We start from the raw sequence: 20611 nt of genomic DNA on the forward strand, positions 1-20611 counted from the left end.
ATCTGGATAGAGTGCTAAAATGCTTTCCCAGAGGCTAACCAGGAGTCCACCACTTGAGTACTGCCGCCACTTTGCATCCGACGACGCCGGCCACCGGCACGGCGCCGACTTCGCGTGCCCTTGCTCTCGCCCCGTCGGCCTTGATGCTGCCGGGCAGTCTGGGCAATATCGACAGCTACATTCAGGCTGTCCACCGCATTCCCATGCTTTCCGCAGAGGAAGAGCAAACGCTCGCCAAACGCCTGCGCGAGCACGACGATCTCGAAGCCGCCCGCAAGCTCGTGCTCTCGCACCTGCGGCTGGTGGTGTCGATCGCACGTAACTACCTTGGCTACGGGCTGCCGCACGCCGACCTGATCCAGGAAGGCAACATCGGCCTGATGAAGGCCGTCAAGCGCTTCGACCCGTCGCAAGGCGTGCGACTGGTGTCCTACGCCATGCACTGGATCAAGGCCGAGATTCACGAGTACGTGCTGCGCAACTGGCGCACGGTCAAGGTCGCCACCACCAAGGCACAGCGCAAGCTGTTCTTCAACCTGCGCAGCCAGAAGCAGGGTCTGCAGGCGTTCACGCCGGAAGAGATCGATCAGGTCGCGCGCGATCTGAACGTCAAGCGCGAAGATGTCATCGAGATGGAAACGCGCATGTCCGGCGGCGATATCGCCCTCGAAGGCCATAGCGACGACAGCGACAGCGCGAATTTCGCACCGATCGCGTATCTGGCCGACACGCATCAGGAGCCGACCGCCGTGATTGCCGCGCGCGAGCGCGACCATTTGCAAAGCGACGGTCTGCAAACGGCCCTCGCACGGCTCGACCCGCGCAGCCGCCGCATCATCGAAGCGCGCTGGCTGTCGGTCGACGACGATGGCAGCGGCGGCGCCACGCTGCACGAACTGGCGGAAGAATTCGGCGTGTCCGCCGAGCGCATTCGTCAGATCGAAGTCGCCGCCATGAAGAAGATGAAGGGCGCGCTGCAAGCCTACGCCTGAGCCGCGCGGCCAATCGCCGCATGGCGCCAAGGCCGCCTGGCGGCGCCGGCGCCGACAACACGCTCCCGAAGCCCCGCGACGATCGCGGGGCTTTTTTATGGACTTCGAAAGTTCATCGACCGTTTGCGTGCAACTTGATGCATCGCAAGGCGGCGCGGCACCCACGTCGATAGAATCGGCTAGTACGTAGCCATGCTGCGTGCGAAGGGCGGCCCAGGGGCCGTTCGCCGCGCCCAATCCGTGTCTCGAATCCGCTCGTCGCCGACCGCCGTCAGGGCGCCGGTGGCGCGTCGAACTGGCGTTGCGCGCGTGCCTGCGCCCCCGCGTGCCACAGTTTGACAATTTCAAGCGATAAGGCAAAATGCGCCGGAAGTCGACGCTGTTAAGGACAACACGACTTTCGACGCCAGGAGCCGTCACGGATGGACACCCACTCTCCTAGCAGTCTGAAGCCTCCCGCCACGGCCGCATCGGCCGCGGCGCCACGCTCGCCCGCCGCCGGCCCGCTCGCCTGGCTGCTCGAACGCTGGCGCACCCGCCCTTCCCGCTTCATGGCCGAAATCCTGATCGTGCTCGCGATCAAGGTAGTACTCCTGTTCATTTTGAAACATGCGTTTTTCGACGCGCCGATGGCCAGGCACATGCAGTTGCCGCCGGACGTCGTGGCCCGCGCCCTGATCGGGCCGCAAGCCGTCGAACCGCCACCCCCCACCCCAAGTCAAGGTGTCCGCCATGATCAGTAGCGAAGTCGTCGACCTCTCGCGCCTGCAGTTCGCCATAACGGCGCTGTATCACTTCCTGTTCGTCCCGCTCACGCTGGGCCTGTCGTGGCTGCTTGTCATCATGGAATCGGTCTACGTGATGACCGGCAAGCAGGTCTACAAGGACATGACCCAGTTCTGGGGCAAGCTCTTCCTGATCAACTTCGCGATGGGCGTGACCACCGGTCTCACGCTCGAATTCCAGTTCGGCACCAACTGGGCCTACTACTCGCATTACGTCGGCGACATCTTTGGTGTGCCGCTCGCGATCGAGGGCCTGATGGCGTTCTTCCTGGAAGCCACGTTCGTCGGTCTGTTCTTCTTCGGCTGGAACAAGCTCTCGCGCGTCGGTCACCTCGCGACCACGTTCGCCGTGGCGCTCGGCTCCAACCTCTCGGCGTTGTGGATTCTCGTGGCCAACGGCTGGATGAACAATCCGGTGGGCGCCCACTTCAACTACGAGACCATGCGCATGGAGCTCAACAGCATCTGGGAAGTGGTCTTCAACCCGGTAGCGCAGGTGAAGTTCGTGCATACGCTCTCCGCCGGCTACGTGACCGCGGCCATGTTCGTGCTCGGCATCTCGGCGTGGTACCTGCTCAAGCGTCGCGACGTGCCGTTCGCGCTGCGCTCGTTTGCCGTCGCCGCTGGCTTCGGCCTCGCCTCGACGCTCTCGGTCATCGTGCTCGGCGACGAGTCGGGCTACACCACCGGCGAGGTCCAGAAGGTCAAGCTCGCGGCCATCGAGGCGGAGTGGGAGACGGCCAAGCCGCCCGCATCGTTCACGCTGTTCGGCTTCCCGAATCAGAAGGAAGAGCGCACCGACTTCGCCGTGAAGATTCCCTGGGCCATGGGGCTGATCGCCACGCGCTCGGTCGACACGCCCGTGATCGGTCTCACGCAACTGCGCGACGAGCACAAGGAGAACATCAAGCGCGGCATGCTCGCCTTCGCCGCGCTCGAGAAGCTGCGCGGCGGCGACAAGTCGCCTGCCGTGCGCGCCGAGTTCGACAAGTACAAGGACGATCTCGGCTACGGTCTGCTGCTCAAGAAGTACACGGCGAACGTCGTCGACGCCACGCCGGAACAGATCCACATGGCCGCGAACGACACCATCCCGCCGGTCGCCCCCGTGTTCTGGTCGTTCCGCATCATGGTCGGCCTGGGCTTCCTGTTCCTGTTCACGTTCCTGTGGGCCTTCTGGCTGTGTGCGCGCCGCCGCCTGCTCAAGCCTCGCTCGGCGTGGTTCCTGCGCTGGACGGTGTGGGCCATTCCGCTGCCGTGGCTGGCGGCGGAGTTCGGCTGGATCGTGGCCGAAGTGGGACGCCAGCCGTGGACCATCGCGGGCATTCTGCCCACGCACCTGTCGACTTCGTCGCTGTCCGCCGGCGACCTGTACCTGAGCCTCGCGGGATTCATCGTTTTCTACACCGCGCTGCTCATCATTGAAATGTTCCTGATGGTGAAGTACGTCAAGCTCGGCCCGTCCTCGCTGCACACCGGCCGCTATCACTTCGAGACAGAAGTCACCGACGGCGCCGCGCTCGCGGCCGAACCTACGGCGACCTCGGTCTGATCGTCAGGGAGACACACATCATGATGATCGATTACACCGTCCTCAAACTGATCTGGTGGGTGCTCATCGGCGTGCTGCTGATCGGCTTCGCCTTCTTCGACGGCTTCGACATGGGCACCGGCACGCTGCTGCCCTTCCTCGGCAAGACCGACGCGGAGCGTCGCGTGATCATCAACACCGTCGCGCCCACGTGGGAAGGCAACCAGGTCTGGTTCGTGACCGCCGGCGGCGCCATGTTCGCCGCATGGCCGCTCGTCTACGCCGCCGCTTTCTCGGGCCTGTACTGGGCGCTGCTGCTCGTGCTCTTCGCGCTGTTCCTGCGCCCGGTCGGCTTCGACTACCGCAACAAGCTGCCGAGCGCACGCTGGCGCAATTCGTGGGATTGGGCGCTGTTCGTCGGCAGCGTGGTGCCGTCGCTGGTGTTCGGCGTGGCGTTCGGCAACCTGCTGCTCGGTCTGCCGTTCTCGTTCGACAACACCATGCGTTCGACTTACACGGGCTCGTTCTGGGCGCTGCTCAATCCGTTCGCGCTGCTGTGCGGGCTGGTGAGTCTGCTCATGCTGCTCACCCATGGCGCCGCGCATCTGCGCATGAAGGCCGATCCGGTGGTCGCCGAGCGTGCAGGCCGCATCATGCGCATGACCGCGCTCGGCACATTGCTGCTGTTTCTCGTCGCCGGCGTGCTCGTCGCCACGCATGTGGACGGCTTCGCCATCGCGCAGGCCTCGCCCACCGACGCGCCGGCCAATCCGCTGCTCAAGCAAGTCGTCACCGGCCCGGGCCTGTGGCTCGCCAACTATCAGACGTATCCGTGGATGATCGCCGCGCCGGTCGTCGCCTGCCTGTGCGCGCTGCTCGCTGCCCTGCTCGCCACCAGCCGCGCCTATGCGTGGACGTTCGTCGTGACGGGGCTGATGATGGCGGGCATTATCCTCACCGCCGGCTTCTCGATGTTCCCGTTCGTGATGCCGTCGGCGACCGCGCCGGGCAGCAGCCTCACGCTGTGGGACGCCAGCTCGAGCCAGCTCACGCTGCAGATCATGCTGATCGCCGTGATCGTCTTCCTGCCCGTCGTTCTGCTCTACACCGGCTGGGTGTACCGCGTGATTCGCGGCCGCGTGACGATCGAAACGGTCAACGACAACCCGCATACGATGTACTGATCAAGGAGTCGCGACATGTGGTACTTCTCTTGGATTCTCGGCCTTGGCCTCGCGCTCGCGTTCGGCATCATCAATGTGATGTGGTTCGAAGCGCATGACGATCTCGAACGCCGCAGCCAGGAAGGCGGCTGACAAGGCGGCTGACGGACGGTCGACGGGAGGCTTCGTTCGGGCTTCGTTCGGGCTTTTTCCGTTCGACCCGGCCGAGCCGCGGCCCATGAAAAAACGCGCCTCACGGGCGCGTTTTTTGTTTGCCGGGAAGGCAGAGAAGGCGCAGACGGCGAAGCACGTCGGGAATGCCCGCCATACGGGGGCGAGATCAGCCCAGCAGCGTCTTCAGATCCTTGGCCATGGCGTCGACGGACTCGTCCGGGCGCATGAAAAGGCGCAACTGGCCATTCGGGTCGAATACGTAGATTCCCGCCGTATGGTCGATGGTGTAGTTGTTCGGTGTGGAGCCTTCGACCTTGTTGACGACCACGCGAAACGACTTCGTCACCTCCCGAAGCGCGGCGTCGTCGGCCGGGCGCAGGCCCACGAACGCCGGATTGAACGCCGGCACGTACTGCCCCATCAGCTCGGCGGTATCACGCTGCGGATCGACCGTCACGAAGATGACCTGCACGCGCTGCGCGTCGTCGCCAAGCTTTTGCATGACCTGATTGAGCTCGGCCATCGTGGTCGGGCAGACGTCCGGGCAATGTGTGTAGCCGAAGAACATCACCACGGCCTTGCCCTTGTAGTCGGCGAGCGTGCGCGTCTTGCCCTGCGGATCCTGCAGCGAGAAGTCCTGCGCGAACTCCTTGTTGCCGGTGATATCGAGGCTCTGGAACGACGGGCCCTCCTTGCTGCACGCGGCGAGCACGAGAGAGAGTCCCACCAGCAACATTACGCGACGCAACCAGATGACAGCCAGCTTCATGGACGAATGACCCCGCACGGTAAGAGAAAACGGGTTGATGAAAGGACAACAGGCGCGCCGGCCAGGGATACCGTAACGCGCCTGTCGACGTGGTTCACGCGAGCGCCGTGCGATGGACCCACGCGAGCGTCATGAATTCGGCTCGGTCCGGGCTCGGCTCGGGTTTGCCCCGCGCGGTCGGGCTTCAGCCGAGCAGGAAGATCTGAACGTAGTGATCGACCAGCAGCGCCGCGAACAGCAACGACAGATAAACGATCGAGTAACGGAACATGGAGCGCGAGAGCGCATCCGAATAGCTGCGCCAGAGCTTGACCGCATAACCCAGGAAGATGCCCGAGAGCACCACGGCCGAGGCCAGATACAGGTAGCCGCTCATGCGATGCGCGAACGGCAGCAGCGACACGGCGAACAGCACCACGCTGTAGAGCAGGATCTGCAGGCGCGTGTACTTCTCGCCGTGCGTGATCGGCAGCATCGGCAGGCCCGAGTTCACGTAGTCCTGGCGCCGGTAGAGCGCGAGCGCCCAGAAGTGCGGCGGCGTCCAGACGAAGATGATCAGCACGAGAATCCAGGCGTCGGCGGGCACGGCGCCGGTCGCGGCCGCCCAGCCGAGCGCGGGCGGCATGGCCCCCGAGGCGCCGCCGATCACGATGTTCTGTGGCGTGGAGGGCTTGAGGATGATGGTGTAGATGAGCGCATAGCCAACGAAGGTGGCCAGCGTGAGCCACATCGTGAGCGCATTGGTAAACGTGTAGAGCACTGCCATGCCGGCCGCGCCCAGGATCGTCGAGAAGACGATGATCTGCCACGGCGCGATCTCGCCGCGCGCCGATGGGCGCCACGCGGTGCGGCGCATCAGGGCGTCGACGCGCTGCTCGATCAGGCAGTTCACGGCGAACGCCGAGCCCGCCAGCAGCCAGATGCCGACGGTGCCGCCGATCAGCACTTGCCACGGCACCATGCCGCGCGTGGACAGGAACATGCCGATGACGGCGCAGAATACGGCGAGCTGCGTCACGCGGGGCTTGGTCAGGGCCCAATACTGCGCGATGCGGCCAGCCGGCGGATGGGTAAGGGTCGTGCTTTTCATACACTCAGAGGCAATGCGCTACGCCGAGCCAGTCGGGGCGCCAGCGAGTGATGCGGCAGCCGGCTCCGCTGCGGGGAGGGGCTTCTGGCGGGCGGAAAGATCTGCCTGATCGTTCAGGCCGGCCGCAATGGACGCCGTCCTTGCGGCGCGAATGCGGTAGTTTAACATAACGAGCAACAGCAGCAGGACGGCCGCCCCGCCGTTGTGGGCGACGGCGTTGAGCAGCGGCCACTGGAAAACGATGTTCGACAATCCGGTCGCGAACTGCACGAACACCAGCGCCAGGAGCAGGGTCGACGCGCGGCGCAGCGCGGCGTGACGCCGCAGCCGGCTCGCCAGCCACGCCAGATAGAGCACCACGACGACGGCAAAGGTGCGGTGTACCCAGTGAATCGCGACCAGCGCCGCCATCGGAATCACCTCGCCGCCGGCCGTCTTGCCGAGCTCGCGCCACAGCTTGAAGCCATTGTGGAAGTCCATCGGCGGCACCCATTGCCCCTGACATGTCGGGAAATCGGTGCACGCGAGCACCGCGTAGTTGGTGCTCACCCAGCCACCGAGCGCGATCTGGAAGACCAGCAGCGCCAGCCCGATCAGCGCCGCCCAGCGCCAGCGCAGCGCGCCGGGGTCGGCCGCTACGCTCGCGAGCGGCATCTGGCGCGACGCCAGCCACACGAGCGACCCCAGCAGAGTGAGCGCCAACATCAAGTGCGTCGTGACGATGACCGGCTGCAGCTTCATGGTCACGGTCCACGCGCCAAAGGCGCCCTGCACGCACACGAGGATGAACAGCCACGTCGCGAGCCACGGCGACTGTTTCAACTCGCGACGCCTGGCCCACGCCACCACCATCAGCGCAATGATCAGCACGCCCACGGACATGGCGAAGTAGCGATGGATCATCTCGATCCACGCCTTGACGAAGGTGACCGGTCCCGTGGGCAGCAGCGCCTGCGCCGCGTGAATGTCGGCGTGCGCGGCAAATGGTGACGACGTGCCGTAACAGCCCGGCCAGTCGGGACAGCCCAGCCCCGAATCCGTGAGGCGCGTGAAGCCGCCGAACATGATCAGGTCGAGCGTCAGAAAGGTCGTCACCCAGGCCAGCTTGCGGTACTTGTTCGCATCCCGGCGCAACAGCACCCAGCCCAGCGGCAGCACCGCGATACACAGGCCGATGAAGCCCAGTTCCAGAAGGTAAAGCATTCGTTTCGCGTCAGTTCTTCGTCGTGTCGCGCGCCGTGCGGCGCACCGTATTACTCGTCATGCCGGGCGGCGCCGGCGCCGCTCAACCCGTGCCCGACCACTTGAGCAGTCGCGAAAGGTCGCGCTTGATCCTGGCCGGATCGCCCTGCTTCGGGAACGCCATCATCAGGTTGCCCAGCGGGTCGACCAGATAGATGTGATCACGCAAGCCCGTACCGTCCTGCGTGGGCAGCCAGTTCGCCAGCGCCACCGGATCGGCACGCAGGCGGCGCGTTTCCTCGTAGGCGCTGTCGATCCGGTCGGACACCACGCCATCGTCGGTCACGAGCCAGAGCGTCTCCACGCGCGTGCGCTCGTTGCCCTGGAGCACACGGATCTGCCGCATGTAAAACAGCTTGCTCACGCAGTTTTCGTCGCATGCGGCGGTGTCCGCGCTGATCATCAGCCACTTGCCCCTGAGCGACGAGAGCGGCAGCGTCTCGCCGGTCTCGTCGTCGCGCACCACGAGCGCGGGCAGCGGCCGCTGCGGCTCGATCAGCTTGCCGTAAGCGGATGTGCCGCCCGGCGGCTTGAAGACGTAATACATCAGGTACGCCGCAACAGCCGGTGCGGCACACACCGCGAACAGCAGCATCAGCATGCGTCGCGCGCGGCGGCGTTGTGCCGGGTCTGTCGGATCGGCGGCACGCGCCGTGCGTCCGGTACTCACATCTGCCCTCATGCTCGCCTCATGCTCGCCTCATGCTCGCGTCAAATTGTCACCGGTCTGCGCCAGCCGCCGGCCACGCCGGTATGCCAGGCGCAGCCCCAGCAGCGCCAGGATCAGCGACATGCCGAACCATTGCGCCATATAACCATAATTGCGATCCGCACCGCTCGCCGGCGCAGGCCAGTCGCGCAGCAGGTGATCGCCCGTGTCGTTCGTCTGCATGATGACGAACGGCTGCAGCGGCAGCGACGTCTCGCGCGCATAAGCCGCCACATCCAGATTCTGCCGGATCGACATGCCGGCCGCCGAGCCGCCGTGACCGAGTTCGAACGCGCGCGACGCATCGGCTTGCGCAATGCCTTCGATGGTCACGTCGCCCGCCGGCGTCGGGTACGGCATGATGGCCGTGCGATCACGCAGATCGCGCGGCAGCCAGCCGCGATTGACCAGCACCACGCGCTCGGGCGAGACCTGCAGCGCCATCACCACGTAGAAACCGGGCAGTTCGTTGCGCGGACGGTTGTCCAGATACACCACGCGGTTGCGCAGAAAGCGCCCCGTCACGCGCACGCGGCGGTTCGCCACGTCGCTCAGCGCGCGGGCACGCGCGTCGAGCGCGATCACGGGCGCCCGCGTGGCATGCTCGATCTGCGCCTGCCGCCCGAGCCGCAGCTGCGCACGCTGGTACTGCCACACGCCGAGCGCCGCGGTAAGCAGCACACCCAGCACGATCAGCAGCGCCGGCGCGGGACGCATGCCACGCAAGAGGGTTTTCAACACGTCCGTTCCTCGTCTGACAGCGCACCGTGGCGCGGCGCCGCACACTGCAATGCAGCATGCGGGCGGGTGCCCGTTGCCCGATAATGATGAATTCCCGTCGTCGGACACATCATGCGCATCCTCGTTGCCATCGCCTTCGTCCTGATTCTCGGCAGTCTGGCATCCGCATTGTTTTTCATGATGCGGGACAAGGGCCGTTCGAATCGCACCGTGCATTCGCTCATGGTGCGCGTCGGCCTGTCGGTGACGCTGTTCCTGCTCATCCTGTTCGCGAACTGGATGGGCTGGATCCACAGCACGGGCATAAGATACTGAGTCCCGCGCCGCGCGCCTGCGGCAAAACGCCGCACCGCATCGCTCCCGCGTTTGCCGGGCCGGCGCAGCGTCCGGCGTCGACGCATCGCGCCGCGGCTTGCACCCCGCGCGGCAGGCTGCGACATAAGGCCGCATTCCATCGTCTGCCGGCCCCCGGGCAGGTCCACGGGGCGCACGCCACTTCGGACCGCGCCCATCGATGCTTCCCGAACGTCGCCTCGCGCCGTGCCGGCGGCGCTCCAAACGCAAACGCCGCCGGAGTCCGGCGGCGCCCCTGAAGTCTCGCGGTCTACGGCCTCAGAGCCAGTAGACCACCACGTACAGACCCAGCCACACCACGTCCACGAAGTGCCAGTACCAGGCGGCGCCCTCGAAACCGAAGTGATGCTCCGGCGTGAAGTGCCCCTTCATCAGGCGAATCATCATGACGGTGAGCATGATCGCGCCCATCATCACGTGAAATCCGTGGAAGCCGGTGAGCAGGAAGAACGTCGAGCCGTACACGCCCGAGGTGAGCTTCAGGTTCAGTTCCGTGTAGGCGTGGTGATATTCGTAAGCCTGGAAGCCGAGGAACACGAAGCCCAGCACGACGGTCGCGAACAGCCAGAAGATCGCGCTGCCGCGATGGTTGGCGCGCAGCGCGTGGTGCGAGATGGTGAGCGTGACGCCGGACGTGAGCAGCAGCGCGGTGTTGAGCGTCGGAATCGGCCACGGGCCCATCGTCTCGAACGCGTCGACCACGCCCGCCGGGCCGGTGTTCGGCCACACGGCCGCGAAGTCGGGCCACAGCAGCTTGTTGTCGAGGTCGCCGAGCCATGGCATGGCGAGCGCGCGCGCATAGAAGAGCGCGCCGAAGAATGCCGCGAAGAACATCACCTCGGAGAAGATGAACCAGCTCATGCCCCAGCGGTAGGACACGTCGATGCGCTTGCCGTACAGGCCGCCCTCCGACTCGGCGATCGAATCGCCGAACCAGCCGCGCAGCACCCACAGCACCCACAGCAGGCCGACGAGCGCCGTCCACGGGGCCCACGGTTGCCCGTTGACCCAGGCGGCCGCCGAGCCGAGCACCACCAGCAGGCCGACGCTGCAGCTCACCGGATGGCGCGAGGGCGCCGGCACGAAGTAGTAAGGCGCCGTTTGGTGTTGACCACTCATTCTTATCTCTCCAGGCTTGGTTCTCTTTGTCTCTGCCGACTTCCGGCGCCCGCACTTTCCCGTGCGTGCCGTGCAGCGCCGGACGATGCCACTTACGTCGCGAGCCGGATGGCGAGCTTCGCCAGTAACACCAGCGCCACGACAAACAGGATGCCTCCGACCAGTCCCGCCACGATCAGATGCACAGGGTTGAGCTGCGCCATGTCGCGGTCGTGATCGCGGCCCTTGCGCACGCCGAAGAACGACCAGAACACCGCCTTGATGGTCTGGACGAACGACAACTTGCGCCGGCTCGCCTGCTTGAGGTCATCCATTGCTGCCCTTGCCCCCTCCCGTCGCATTTCCCGTCACCTCGACCGGCGCCGCCGGTGCGGACACGTCGGCGCGTTGGTTCGCGTCGTGCTTGCCGAGATCGAAAAAAGTATAGGACAGCGTAATCGTATTCACATCCTTGGGCAGTTTCGTGTCGAGCACGAACACCACCGGAAACTCCTTGGCCTCACCGGCCCGCAGCGTCTGCTGCGTGAAACAGAAACACTCGATCTTCTTGAAGTAACTCGCGGCCTGCGCCGGCGCGTAGCTCGGAATCGCCTGCGCGCGCACCTCGTGCGGCTGTTGATTCGCCACTTCGTACTCGATCGTGGCGATCTGCCCCGGGTGCACCGTCAGGCTGCTCCTTGCCGGCTTGAACCGCAGCGGGCCCTGCGCGTTCGCGTCGAACTCGACGGTGATGGTGCGGCTCTCGTCGACCTGCGAATTACGGGCAGTGACTTCGTTGGTGCGATCGCCGAGCTGGTTGATGCCCACGAGGTCGCAGAACGCGCGGTAGAACGGCACCATCGCGTACCCAAAACCGAACATCACCGCGACCAGCAGCAACAGTTTGCTGAAGGTGCGCACATTGATCCGTCGCAAACCGCCCATATTCGCCCTGTTAGCGCGCCCCGCGCCAGGGCGCGGGACGTGTGGCTCAGATACCGCCCAACAGCTTGGTCTTGATCATCACGCCGATGAAGAAGACCGCCACCACCGAGGCCAGAATCAGCCCCGTGCGCAAATTCCTCGTGCGCTGCTCCCGACTCAATGCCATGTTCAATGCACCTTCGGCGGCGTCTCGAACGTGTGGAACGGCGCCGGGCTGGGCACGGTCCACTCGAGACCTTCGGCGCCATCCCAGGGCTTGGCTTCCGCCGCCGGGCCGCCGCGCCACGCCGGCAGCGCCACGAAGAACAGGAAGTACACCTGCATCAGACCGAAGCCGAAGGCGCCGATCGTCGCGAGCTGGTTGAAGTCCGTGAACTGCGCCGGGTAGTCGGCATAGCGACGCGGCATGCCGGCCAGCCCCAGGAAGTGCATCGGGAAGAACGTCACGTTGAACGTGATGAGCGAGCCCCAGAAGTGGAACTTGCCGCGCCACTCGTTGTACATGTGGCCCGTCCACTTCGGCACCCAGTAGTAGAACCCGGAGAACAGCGCGAAGAGGGAACCGGCCACGAGCACGTAGTGGAAGTGCGCCACCACGTAGTAAGTACCGTGCATCTGTATGTCGAGCGGGGCCATCGAGAGCATCAGGCCCGTGAAGCCGCCCATCGTGAACACGAAGAGGAAGCCGACGGCGAAGAGCATCGGTGTCTCGAACGTGAGCGAGCCCTTCCACATGGTGGCCACCCAGTTGAAGACCTTCACGCCCGTGGGCACCGAGATCAGCATCGTGGCGTACATGAAGAAGAGCTGGCCCGTGACCGGCATACCCGTCACGAACATGTGGTGCGCCCACACCATGAACGATAGGATGGCGATCGACGCCGTGGCGTACACCATCGAGCTATAACCGAACAGCGGCTTGCGCGAGAACGCCGGAATCACCTGCGAGACGATGCCGAACGCCGGCAGAATCATGATGTACACCTCCGGGTGTCCGAAGAACCAGAAGATGTGCTGGTACATGACCGGGTCGCCGCCGCCTGCCGCGTTGAAGAACGACGTGCCGAAGTGGCGGTCCGTGAGCAGCATCGTGATCGCGCCGGCGAGCACCGGCATCACGGCGATCAGCAGGTAGGCGGTGATGAGCCACGTCCACACGAACATCGGCATCTTCATGAGCGTCATGCCCGGTGCCCGCATGTTGAGGATCGTCACGATGATGTTGATCGCGCCCATGATCGACGACGCGCCCAGAATGTGCGCACCGAAGATCGCCAGGTCCTGACCCGGGCCCATCTGCACCGACAGCGGCGCGTACATCGTCCAGCCCGCGGCGGTGGCGCCGCCCGGCACGAGGAACGACGAGATCAGCAGCAAACCGCCGACCGGCAGCAGCCAGAAGCTGAAGTTGTTCATGCGCGCGAACGCCATGTCCGACGCGCCGATCTGCAGCGGGATCATCCAGTTCGCGAAGCCCACGAACGCCGGCATGATCGCGCCGAAAATCATCACCAGGCCGTGCATGGTGGTGAGCTGGTTGAAGAACTCCGGACGAATGAATTGCAGGCCCGGCTCGAACAGCTCGGCACGGATCATCAGCGCCATCACGCCGCCCGAGAGCAGCATGACGAACGAGAAGATCATGTACATCGTGCCGATGTCCTTGTGATTCGTCGCGAACAGCCAGCGACGCCACCCGTGCGGATGGTCGTGCGCGTGATCGTCGTGACCCGCCACGTGATCGTGAGCGATGGAACTCATACCCAATCTCCTTGCTTCGAACTGGTCGAACGACTTAACTGTTCTTCGCTGCGCCGGCGTCGGCGGCCGCGCCGGCGTTGGCCGACTTGTTGCCGCGCGCGTCGCGCACCTGCGCCGGCTGAACCACGTCGCCGGTCTTGTTGCTCCACGAATTACGCTCGAACGTGATCACCGCGGCCAACTCCACATCGTTCAGATGCGACCAGTTGGGCATGGCGTTCTTGCCGTGAAGGACGATGCTGATGTGATCGGCCGCCGGGCCCGTTGCGATCTTGCTGCCGTCGAGCGCCGGGAACGCGCCACCGCCCTTGCCGTTGGGCTGGTGGCAGACCGCGCAGTTCGCGCTGTAGACCTTCTGGCCGCGCTCCATCAATTCCTGCACGGTGTAGGTCTTGTTCGGGTCGTCGGCCGACGCCGCCATCAGCTTCTTCTGCGAGTCGACCCAGCGGTCGTAGTCCTCCTGCGAGACGACCTTCACCACCACCGGCATGAACGCATGCTCCTTGCCGCACAGTTCGGTACAGAAGCCGCGGTACTCGCCGACCTTCTCGGCCTTGAACCAGGTGTCGCGCACGAAGCCCGGAATGGCGTCCTGCTTGATGCCGAATGCCGGCACGTAGAACGAGTGGATGACGTCGTTGGCCGTGGTGATCAGACGCACCTTCTTGTTGACCGGCACGACCATCGGATTGTCGACTTCCTGCAGGTAGGTGTTGCTCTTCGGTTCCTGCCCGTCGATCTGGCTGCGCGGCGTAGTGAGCGTGGAGAGGAACTTGATGCCCTCGCCGTCGCCCTTCAGGTAGTCGTAGCCCCACTTCCATTGATAGCCGGTCACCTTGATGGTGATGTCGGCGTTGGTCGTGTCCTTCATGGCCACGACGGTCTTGGTTGCGGGCAGCGCCATCAGAATCACGATGATGAACGGCACGACCGTCCAGATCACCTCGACCGTGGTGCTTTCATGGAAGTTGGCAGGTTGATGGCCCTTGGATTTGCGGTGCTTGAAAATCGAATAGAACATCACGCCGAACACGCCGATGAAGATCACCAGGCAGATGATCAGCATCATGGTGTGCAGGCTGTGGAGCTCTTGCGCGAGTTTCGTGACCGGCGGCTGGAAGTTGAGTTCGTTGACGGCCGGCCCCCCCGGCATGTCGGTGACCGCCGCCAGTGCCGGAACGCCGGCGAGCAGTGAGGCGCCCGCAAGGAAAGCCGCCAAGGCGTGTTTCGTTTTTTTCATAGCTTCCTTACCCAAAATTACCATCCAAATCCTCCCTGGCGGTCGCCCGAGATCGTCTCCATCTCTCTCAGGCCTGTTGGGCAAGACAACGGCGCAGCTCGCGCGCAAACGTTTCGCGGCGATGCGGCGCAAGATAGGCTCCGACGGTGACCGAGCGGCTGCCCGAGCGCAAAACGATGCGCGTTCGCGGCGGCTTCTCGATGTCGATGCGTACCCAGCGGGGATTGAACTCGTACTGCGTCAACCTCTGTGCTGAACGTTGCTCGACCACAAGGCTCACGGGCGACAACCGAATGACCTCGTAATCTGTGGCATGCCGGGCATGAATGACGAACGCGACGCCCACCACGAGCAAGTCCAGGCCTGTGAACGGCAAGACCAACCACCCACCGCGCCACGCCGCAATCAAGGCAACACCCAGCGACACGGCGGCCAACGACAGGTAGAACAGGACAAACTGGCGCGGCGATATCGCGCAGTTGCGCTTGTGCGTCCATTCCTTCGTCACCGTCTCGGCGTCGGAAGAAGAGGCTGCGAGCATCGCCGTCACCCGTGGGGCATTTTGGGTCGTTCATGTCCGACGGCCGGGAACTTGTTTCGTCCGGGCCGCGACAAACTGCCGCATTATAGAACGCGCATTCTCGAAGCGACAACATTGATACCGAGTATTTGACGCGCGATAGCATCCTCCTGAACTCATTGATGCAAAAGGAAAATCCGGTAATTCCCCTAGCCCGGAATTTCAGCAGTGGCACAACTACGGGATACTCCCTATGCGTGAGGGAGGCGGTACGTTGCAACACAGCACGACTCGTTGCGGTGTCCTGAATACCGGCCCGCCGCGATCCGGATGCGATCGTCGGCATCAACGCGCCCTGCCTTCCATGCCCCACTCGTGAGCTTCGCCGTTTTTTCGTTGCGATGCGGGATTCGTCCGATATGCATCCACAGTAGACGGTGTACGGAATTTCGCGTGCGACGTTATGTCGCGGCCCCGTGATCGCGTCCATGCCGGCGGCCGGCGCGGGCTTCACAGCGACCGCGCATGCGCGCTGGCCGATTGCGCGTGCTAAAAGCGGGACATGTTCCAGACATCGCCCCGCCCATGCATGCCATGCGTTGCACCACACCCCGCGCGTTTGCCGACGGCCTTCGCGCCCTGCAGTCCGCCGCTGACTTCGACACCTTGCGTGCCCGCCTGCACTCGCTATGCGGCGCGCTCAGGCAGCGGTACTTCAGCTATCGCGGCCAGTTTCCGCTGCCGGGCGGAACGCTCGCCACGCCATGGCTGGAGAATTTTCCGCCTGCCTGGCGCGCACGGTACGACGCGCAACGTTACGCCGCCATCGACCCCGTGCCCATGCGCGCCTGCCGGCAACTCACGCCAGTCGAATGGACGCCAGCGCTGTATGCGTCGCCGCAAGCGCGGCAACTCCTTGATGAACAACGAGCGGCCGGTCTGTGCTCGGGCGTGACTTATCCGGTCTTCACGCCGTCAGGTGCGTGGGGAATGCTGAGTCTGGCCTCACCGCGACGCCATCGGCCGTCCGAAACCCTCACCTGGACGCAGCATGCGGGCGCGGCGTTGGCCACGCATCTGCATGAAGCCGTATGGCGTATCGTGCGGCGCGAGCATGCGCCCCTCGGTGCGCCCGTACTGACACCGCGCGAGCGGGAATGCCTGCGATGGGTCGCGCGCGGCAAGACGTCATGGGAGATCGGGCGCATCCTGACCATTTCCGAGCATGGCGTGGTCTTTCATCTGCGCAGCGTAATGCGCAAGTTCGACGTATCGAGCCGCCACCGCGCGGCCAAGCTCGCGAGCGACTACGGATTGCTCGACGACGAAACGGGCGCGGCGAGCCCCGCCGTCAGCGGCGCCGCACGAGATCGGCGAGCGTCTTGTAACGCGTCAACGTGAACGTATCGCTCGCCGCGTTCACGAAGGCGCCGCCGCCCAGTCGTCCCACCGGGCGCAGCGCCTTGAGGTCGACCTGATACGTGACGGGGTCGAGCAGGGTGTCCTCGACATGGGCAGCCAGCACCGTTCCCAGCACGACCCAGCCACCGCCGGGCGCAGCACTGATTTCGATAATGTCGCGCACACGACACTCGAACGCGACGGCAGCCTCCTTCACGCGCGGCGGTTTGACTCGCGACGACGGCACGGGAGTCACGCCGGTCAGATCGAATTCCGACTCGCCGGGCGGCAAGGGCGCGGCGGAAAGGTTGACCGCCTCGATGCACGCGGCGCTCGCCATATTGACGACGAACTCCGGCACCGCTTCGATGTTGCGCAGCGTGTCCTTCTTGCGCAACGGCGGCGGCGGCACGACCGGACAGAACAGCACGGTCATCGGCACGCAGCATACGCCCATGAAGTACGCATACGGCGCGAGGTTCGTTCGCCCCAGCGCGTCGATGGTACTGATCCACGCGACAGGACGCGGCAGGATCGTACTCATCATGAAGTTGTAGAGGCTCGCCTCGTCCAGCGCGGCCGGATCCAGTTCCATGGTGTCTCCCGAAGTTGTTCACGCACCGCGCGCTCACTCTGCTCGCGCCCCCTCGGCCGTTAAAGACCCGATCGGTGGTTCATCTGCCGACGCCATGCCCGTCAGCCGCAAGACATGCGCCGCGCACCCCCACGACAGCGTGAAGCCGCCGCCGCCATGGCCGTAGTTGTGCAGTAGACGCGCATGCACCTCGTCGCGGGCGACGCGCACCGTGGGCCGCATCGGCCGGAACCCGACTTTCGCCTCGAGGATGCGCAACGCGGCGGCGCCTTCGCAGAGCGCCGCGCATCGCCGCACGATGCTCTCGACCTGAGGCTCGCCAATGACGGTCGACGTCAAATCCGGGTCGGCGGTGCCGCCCAGCACAATGTCTTCGTCGCGCTCGATGATGTACGTGGGCATGCGCGGATCGCCGTCGTCGATGAAGCACCCGCGCACCGCGTCGTCACGGGCAGCCCGCAGCACGACGGCACGGGCGAGCGAGACCTCGGCATCGCCGAATCGCCGGCTTCCATAGCCGCAGCAGTTCACGACAAAGTCGGCTTCCCCGAGCAGCGGCACAGGGTCATCGACATGTCGCAATACGCACTCGCCGCCAAGCTCCAGGAAGGTGTTCATGAGATACCCGAGGTAACGCGCCGGGTCGGCTACGGGAACCATCATCCGGTAGGCGCTCGCGAAGCGCGATGGCACGGCGCCTTGCGGGACGCGCACGAGTTCCTCCGCGCAGTCCGCCCACCAAGGCGGACCGGCATCCTGCCGGAAGTACTCGGTGAGGGCGCGCATGCTCACGCCTGACGACACGTCGGCGGACAGTCGACGCATGGTGTCGTAGGTCGAACGGGCACGCGCGAGGTAGACCAGATCAGGCGCCTGGTAGAACGGATGCCAGATCGCGGCCGCCAATGACGATGTGGTCCGCGCGGGTCCTTCTGCCGAATGGAGCGTCACGTCGCTGCCCGCGAGCGACATCGTCACCGCGGTGGTGAGTCCGCTCACGCCGGCGCCGAGCACGATGGTTCTGGGTCGCATCGTCACCGTCCCTCCTCCCGCCCCCGGAGAGGCTCGGCGGGGGTGGGCGCCGGCCGGCGTTGGACGCGGGGCTCGGCTTCGGAAGCCCTCGCGTCATCGATCGCGTTTCGCGACTTCAAGCCGCTCCCGGTGCCAAGCAGGACCACCGTCTCGCCCGCGCGAATGCAACCGCGCGCGATGCCCTCACGCAGCGCGGCGTAGCCGGCAGCCGCCGACGGCTCGAACCACAAGCCGAAGCGCCGCGCAAGCGCACTGGACGCCGCCATGATCGCGCTATCGTCGACAGCCACGCAGACGCCGCACGTCAGGCGCAGCGCCTGCAAGGCCGCCAGATGATCGCGCGGACGGCGCACGCAAAGGCTGTCGGCAACCGTCGCCGGATGCACGACAGTCGGCGAGAGCGGCAACGGCAGCGACGCCGCACCGCTGCGCCCGTGCGCCCAATCGCGCGTGATGCTGTCGGAGGTGAGCGCTTGCGCGGCAAGAAGACGTGGCATGGCGCGTGTAATACCGAGCGAGAAGAGATCGAGGAATCCGGTGGCAATGCCGGACAAGAGGTTGCCGTCCCCGGTTGGCACCACGACCCAGTCCGGGACGTGCCATTCGAGCGCCTCGGCAATCTCGAACGCGCACGTTTTCTTGCCTTCGCGCGTGAATGGATTGATTCCGGTATTGCGGCAGCACACGCCGGGCTCGGCGCCCATGCGCTCGGCGAACTCGAACGCGTCGTCGTAACTGCCGTCGAGCGCCACGACCTCGGCGCCATACGCGTGTATCTGCGCCAACTTGGCGGGCGGCGCGCCGGCGGGCACGACCACCGTCGCAGCCATTTGATGCGACGCCGCAATGCATGCCAGCGACGCTCCCGCGTTGCCGGTCGAAGCGGCCACTGTCCGAGTGCATCCCGCGAACCTCGCGGCGGCCAGCGCCACTTCAGTCGCGCGGTCCTTGAGCGAGCCGCTCGGATTGCGCGCCTCGTCCTTCACCCGAAGGTGAACTCCGCCGTCATCGCCACAGTCGATCAATGGCGTGTCGCCAACGCGCAGACGACTGCCCCAGCGGGCGTCCACGGGCAGGAGCGGCGCGTAACGCCACATCCCTCGTCCGTGAAACATGGCAACGATGTCGCCGGCGCCTGGCGCATCGACGTCGGTGTCGCGCTCGATACGGAGGTTGTGTCCGCACACGTCGCACCGATAGCGAATGCCGGCCCAAGGCTGTCGCGCGGCACAGCGCACGCATACGTATCGGTGTGAGAAAGCGCGGCTCATGCGAGGCATCCCGGATTCAGCAACCGCGCCATGACGGCATTCTGAGCATGCAGCCGATTTGCCGCCTGCTGGAAAACCCAGGACGACGCGCCATCGATCACTTCGTCCGTCACCTCTTGTCCACGGTCCGCGGGCAGGCAGTGAAGATATCCCGCGTCCGTGCCGGAAAGACGCATGACGTCGGCGTCGACACGCCAGTCGCGATGGCGCTCGAACGCCCTTTGCATCGCTCGCTCGTCCACCGGATCGCCGTGTCGCGTCGGCAGATGCGCGAGACAACACCACGATTTGGCATAGACGGCCTGTGCGCCATTCACACCGTCAAGAAAATCGTGGGTGACGCGCACACGCGCGCCGGTCTGGCCCGCGACCTGCCGCGCGCGGTCCATCACCTCGGGATCGAGGCCAAACGAGGCCGGGTGGGCCAGCGTGATGTCCATGCCGGCTTTGGCGGCGGCGAGCAGAAGACTTTGCGGCACGGCCACCGGCTTGTGCCAGCTCCCTGAATACGCCCAGCTGATGCACAGTCGGCGCCCGGCGAGATCACCCAGCCGTTCGCGCAACGTCATCATGTCGGCAAGTGCCTGACAGGGGTGAAAGCGATCGCACTCCATGTTGATCACAGGCACCCGGCTCGATCGCGCGAACGCTTCGAGATGTCGATGCGCGGCGCCGTAGACCCATCCCGCTGGCTCGCCGTACATGCGTATCGCGATCGCATCGCCATATGACGAGAGGACGCGCGCTACGTCGGCGATCCGCTCTGTCGTGTAGGGAATTTCCGCTTCGGGCAGCGCCGGCGTGTAGATCGCGTGATGCGGGTCCAGCACGATCGCATTGCCGCCCATCCGGGCGAGCCCCGTCTGAAAGCTGCTGCGCGTGCGCAGCGACGCGTTGTAGAAGAGGAAATAGATCGTCTTGCCCTGCAGCGCCGCCCCCGTTTGCGCGGGGTAGCGCTGCTTGAAAGCGAGTGCCGCGTCCAGCAACGCGAGATAGTCCGCCGCGCTCATCGTCATGTCCGGGGCTAACCAATGACTGTTCACGTTCGCTCTCCTGATGGGTCGATGCCGCCGCTCGATTGCGGGCCTTATTGCCCCCTATTGCCACCCCATTGCCACCCTATTGCCACCCTATTGCCACCTGATTGCGACCTGATTGCCACCCTATCGCCGCTGAAGTGCCGCTGAAGCGCCGCCCC

At 65.1% G+C, this 20611-nt stretch carries 22 protein-coding genes and 1 pseudogene; 7 read left to right on the forward strand and 16 right to left on the reverse strand.

Features of this window, described 5'->3' with window-relative positions:
• The first annotated feature begins 53 nt into the window (after window positions 1-53).
• From rpoH to cydX, 5 genes are all read left to right on the forward strand, one after another.
• Window positions 54-992 (forward strand): RNA polymerase sigma factor RpoH, encoded by a 939-nt coding sequence (gene rpoH / locus PNO31109_RS01550; RefSeq protein ID WP_150553871.1) that lies wholly within the window; start codon window positions 54-56, stop codon window positions 990-992.
• A 422-nt stretch (window positions 993-1414) separates the two neighbouring features.
• On the forward strand, window positions 1415-1735 hold the full coding sequence (gene cydP / locus PNO31109_RS01555; protein WP_150553872.1) for a cytochrome oxidase putative small subunit CydP: 321 nt from the start codon (window positions 1415-1417) through the stop codon (window positions 1733-1735).
• Entirely contained in the window at window positions 1725-3329 is a 1605-nt protein-coding gene (locus tag PNO31109_RS01560) for a cytochrome ubiquinol oxidase subunit I (protein ID WP_150553873.1), read from the forward strand. Before cydP ends, PNO31109_RS01560 begins: the two co-directional genes overlap by 11 nt.
• Window positions 3330-3355: 26 nt before the next feature.
• Complete coding sequence (gene cydB, locus PNO31109_RS01565) at window positions 3356-4492, forward strand: cytochrome d ubiquinol oxidase subunit II (RefSeq protein ID WP_150554157.1); 1137 nt, start codon at window positions 3356-3358, stop codon at window positions 4490-4492.
• A gap of 15 nt (window positions 4493-4507) precedes the next feature.
• Window positions 4508-4624 (forward strand): cytochrome bd-I oxidase subunit CydX, encoded by a 117-nt coding sequence (gene cydX, locus PNO31109_RS01570; RefSeq protein WP_039395438.1) that lies wholly within the window; start codon window positions 4508-4510, stop codon window positions 4622-4624.
• A gap of 187 nt (window positions 4625-4811) precedes the next feature.
• Here the strand turns inward: cydX and PNO31109_RS01575 are convergent, their stop codons facing one another.
• From PNO31109_RS01575 to PNO31109_RS01595, 5 genes are all read right to left on the reverse strand, one after another.
• Window positions 4812-5414, reverse strand: a complete 603-nt coding sequence (locus tag PNO31109_RS01575; protein WP_150553874.1) for an SCO family protein — start codon at window positions 5412-5414, stop codon at window positions 4812-4814.
• A gap of 184 nt (window positions 5415-5598) precedes the next feature.
• Window positions 5599-6504 (reverse strand): heme o synthase, encoded by a 906-nt coding sequence (gene cyoE, locus PNO31109_RS01580; protein WP_150553875.1) that lies wholly within the window; start codon window positions 6502-6504, stop codon window positions 5599-5601.
• An 18-nt stretch (window positions 6505-6522) separates the two neighbouring features.
• The gene (locus tag PNO31109_RS01585; RefSeq protein ID WP_150553876.1) at window positions 6523-7707 is read right to left on the reverse strand and encodes a COX15/CtaA family protein; all 1185 of its coding nucleotides are present in this window, start codon (window positions 7705-7707) and stop codon (window positions 6523-6525) included.
• 82 nt (window positions 7708-7789) lie between these two features.
• Window positions 7790-8416, reverse strand: a complete 627-nt coding sequence (locus PNO31109_RS01590; RefSeq protein ID WP_370749618.1) for an SCO family protein — start codon at window positions 8414-8416, stop codon at window positions 7790-7792.
• A 30-nt stretch (window positions 8417-8446) separates the two neighbouring features.
• Complete coding sequence (locus PNO31109_RS01595; protein WP_150554158.1) at window positions 8447-9172, reverse strand: SURF1 family protein; 726 nt, start codon at window positions 9170-9172, stop codon at window positions 8447-8449.
• Between the two features lie 135 nt (window positions 9173-9307).
• On the opposite strand from PNO31109_RS01595, the gene PNO31109_RS01600 reads away from it, so the two are divergent.
• Window positions 9308-9511 (forward strand): twin transmembrane helix small protein, encoded by a 204-nt coding sequence (locus tag PNO31109_RS01600; protein ID WP_150553878.1) that lies wholly within the window; start codon window positions 9308-9310, stop codon window positions 9509-9511.
• 297 nt (window positions 9512-9808) lie between these two features.
• On the opposite strand, the gene PNO31109_RS01605 is transcribed toward PNO31109_RS01600, so the two are convergent.
• From PNO31109_RS01605 to PNO31109_RS01630, 7 genes and pseudogenes are all read right to left on the reverse strand, one after another.
• A complete protein-coding gene (locus PNO31109_RS01605; protein WP_150553879.1) occupies window positions 9809-10669 on the reverse strand; it encodes a cytochrome c oxidase subunit 3 in 861 nt (286 codons plus the stop codon).
• A 92-nt stretch (window positions 10670-10761) separates the two neighbouring features.
• On the reverse strand, window positions 10762-10983 hold the full coding sequence (locus PNO31109_RS01610) for a DUF2970 domain-containing protein (RefSeq protein ID WP_150553880.1): 222 nt from the start codon (window positions 10981-10983) through the stop codon (window positions 10762-10764).
• Window positions 10976-11593 carry a cytochrome c oxidase assembly protein gene (locus PNO31109_RS01615; protein WP_150553881.1) on the reverse strand — a complete coding sequence of 206 codons (618 nt, stop codon included), beginning with the start codon at window positions 11591-11593 and terminating at the stop codon, window positions 10976-10978. The genes PNO31109_RS01610 and PNO31109_RS01615 overlap by 8 nt, the downstream gene beginning before the upstream one ends.
• 46 nt (window positions 11594-11639) lie before the next feature.
• On the reverse strand, window positions 11640-11759 hold the full coding sequence (locus tag PNO31109_RS22035; RefSeq protein ID WP_217433178.1) for a cytochrome oxidase small assembly protein: 120 nt from the start codon (window positions 11757-11759) through the stop codon (window positions 11640-11642).
• A gap of 2 nt (window positions 11760-11761) precedes the next feature.
• Window positions 11762-13354 carry a cytochrome c oxidase subunit I gene (ctaD, locus tag PNO31109_RS01620; RefSeq protein ID WP_150553882.1) on the reverse strand — a complete coding sequence of 531 codons (1593 nt, stop codon included), beginning with the start codon at window positions 13352-13354 and terminating at the stop codon, window positions 11762-11764.
• A 46-nt stretch (window positions 13355-13400) separates the two neighbouring features.
• Window positions 13401-14618 (reverse strand): annotated as a pseudogene (gene coxB, locus PNO31109_RS01625) (cytochrome c oxidase subunit II); the annotation flags it as partial.
• Between the two features lie 43 nt (window positions 14619-14661).
• Window positions 14662-15135 carry a DUF2244 domain-containing protein gene (locus PNO31109_RS01630; RefSeq protein ID WP_150553884.1) on the reverse strand — a complete coding sequence of 158 codons (474 nt, stop codon included), beginning with the start codon at window positions 15133-15135 and terminating at the stop codon, window positions 14662-14664.
• A 564-nt stretch (window positions 15136-15699) separates the two neighbouring features.
• Between PNO31109_RS01630 and PNO31109_RS01635 the strand changes: the two genes are divergently transcribed.
• Window positions 15700-16515 carry a helix-turn-helix transcriptional regulator gene (locus PNO31109_RS01635; protein WP_174966229.1) on the forward strand — a complete coding sequence of 272 codons (816 nt, stop codon included), beginning with the start codon at window positions 15700-15702 and terminating at the stop codon, window positions 16513-16515.
• Here the strand turns inward: PNO31109_RS01635 and PNO31109_RS01640 are convergent.
• Genes PNO31109_RS01640 through PNO31109_RS01655 form a run of 4 tightly spaced genes read right to left on the reverse strand, consistent with a single transcriptional unit; the run spans window position 16466 to window position 20456 of the window.
• Window positions 16466-17110 carry a flavin reductase family protein gene (locus PNO31109_RS01640; protein WP_150553886.1) on the reverse strand — a complete coding sequence of 215 codons (645 nt, stop codon included), beginning with the start codon at window positions 17108-17110 and terminating at the stop codon, window positions 16466-16468. The two genes, PNO31109_RS01635 and PNO31109_RS01640, sit on opposite strands and share 50 nt — an antisense overlap.
• Window positions 17111-17143: 33 nt before the next feature.
• A complete protein-coding gene (locus PNO31109_RS01645) occupies window positions 17144-18142 on the reverse strand; it encodes an FAD-dependent oxidoreductase (RefSeq protein ID WP_150553887.1) in 999 nt (332 codons plus the stop codon).
• Window positions 18143-18144: 2 nt separating this feature from the next.
• Window positions 18145-19413, reverse strand: coding sequence for a threonine synthase (locus tag PNO31109_RS01650; protein WP_174966231.1), 1269 nt, complete (start codon window positions 19411-19413; stop codon window positions 18145-18147).
• On the reverse strand, window positions 19410-20456 hold the full coding sequence (locus tag PNO31109_RS01655) for an ornithine carbamoyltransferase (RefSeq protein ID WP_150553889.1): 1047 nt from the start codon (window positions 20454-20456) through the stop codon (window positions 19410-19412). The genes PNO31109_RS01650 and PNO31109_RS01655 overlap by 4 nt, the downstream gene beginning before the upstream one ends.
• Window positions 20457-20611: the final 155 nt, after the last annotated feature.

It is taken from the genome of Pandoraea nosoerga (assembly GCF_902459585.1).
GTDB lineage: Bacteria > Pseudomonadota > Gammaproteobacteria > Burkholderiales > Burkholderiaceae > Pandoraea > Pandoraea nosoerga.

Bases quoted from the DNA above. Each gene is read 5' to 3' on its own strand.
- PNO31109_RS01645 (WP_150553887.1), bottom strand. From the start codon at position 18,142: ATGCGACCCAGAACCATCGTGCTCGGCGCCGGCGTGAGCGGACTCACC.
- PNO31109_RS22035 (WP_217433178.1), bottom strand. From the start codon at position 11,759: ATGGCATTGAGTCGGGAGCAGCGCACGAGGAATTTGCGCACGGGGCTG.
- cyoE (WP_150553875.1), bottom strand. From the start codon at position 6,504: ATGAAAAGCACGACCCTTACCCATCCGCCGGCTGGCCGCATCGCGCAG.
- ctaD (WP_150553882.1), bottom strand. From the start codon at position 13,354: ATGAGTTCCATCGCTCACGATCACGTGGCGGGTCACGACGATCACGCG.
- PNO31109_RS01610 (WP_150553880.1), bottom strand. From the start codon at position 10,983: ATGGATGACCTCAAGCAGGCGAGCCGGCGCAAGTTGTCGTTCGTCCAG.
- PNO31109_RS01650 (WP_174966231.1), bottom strand. From the start codon at position 19,413: ATGAGCCGCGCTTTCTCACACCGATACGTATGCGTGCGCTGTGCCGCG.
- PNO31109_RS01595 (WP_150554158.1), bottom strand. From the start codon at position 9,172: ATGCGTCCCGCGCCGGCGCTGCTGATCGTGCTGGGTGTGCTGCTTACC.
- PNO31109_RS01585 (WP_150553876.1), bottom strand. From the start codon at position 7,707: ATGCTTTACCTTCTGGAACTGGGCTTCATCGGCCTGTGTATCGCGGTG.
- PNO31109_RS01615 (WP_150553881.1), bottom strand. From the start codon at position 11,593: ATGGGCGGTTTGCGACGGATCAATGTGCGCACCTTCAGCAAACTGTTG.
- PNO31109_RS01600 (WP_150553878.1), top strand. From the start codon at position 9,308: ATGCGCATCCTCGTTGCCATCGCCTTCGTCCTGATTCTCGGCAGTCTG.
- PNO31109_RS01605 (WP_150553879.1), bottom strand. From the start codon at position 10,669: ATGAGTGGTCAACACCAAACGGCGCCTTACTACTTCGTGCCGGCGCCC.
- cydX (WP_039395438.1), top strand. From the start codon at position 4,508: ATGTGGTACTTCTCTTGGATTCTCGGCCTTGGCCTCGCGCTCGCGTTC.
- PNO31109_RS01635 (WP_174966229.1), top strand. From the start codon at position 15,700: ATGCATGCCATGCGTTGCACCACACCCCGCGCGTTTGCCGACGGCCTT.
- cydP (WP_150553872.1), top strand. From the start codon at position 1,415: ATGGACACCCACTCTCCTAGCAGTCTGAAGCCTCCCGCCACGGCCGCA.
- PNO31109_RS01630 (WP_150553884.1), bottom strand. From the start codon at position 15,135: ATGCTCGCAGCCTCTTCTTCCGACGCCGAGACGGTGACGAAGGAATGG.
- PNO31109_RS01560 (WP_150553873.1), top strand. From the start codon at position 1,725: ATGATCAGTAGCGAAGTCGTCGACCTCTCGCGCCTGCAGTTCGCCATA.
- PNO31109_RS01575 (WP_150553874.1), bottom strand. From the start codon at position 5,414: ATGAAGCTGGCTGTCATCTGGTTGCGTCGCGTAATGTTGCTGGTGGGA.
- PNO31109_RS01640 (WP_150553886.1), bottom strand. From the start codon at position 17,110: ATGGAACTGGATCCGGCCGCGCTGGACGAGGCGAGCCTCTACAACTTC.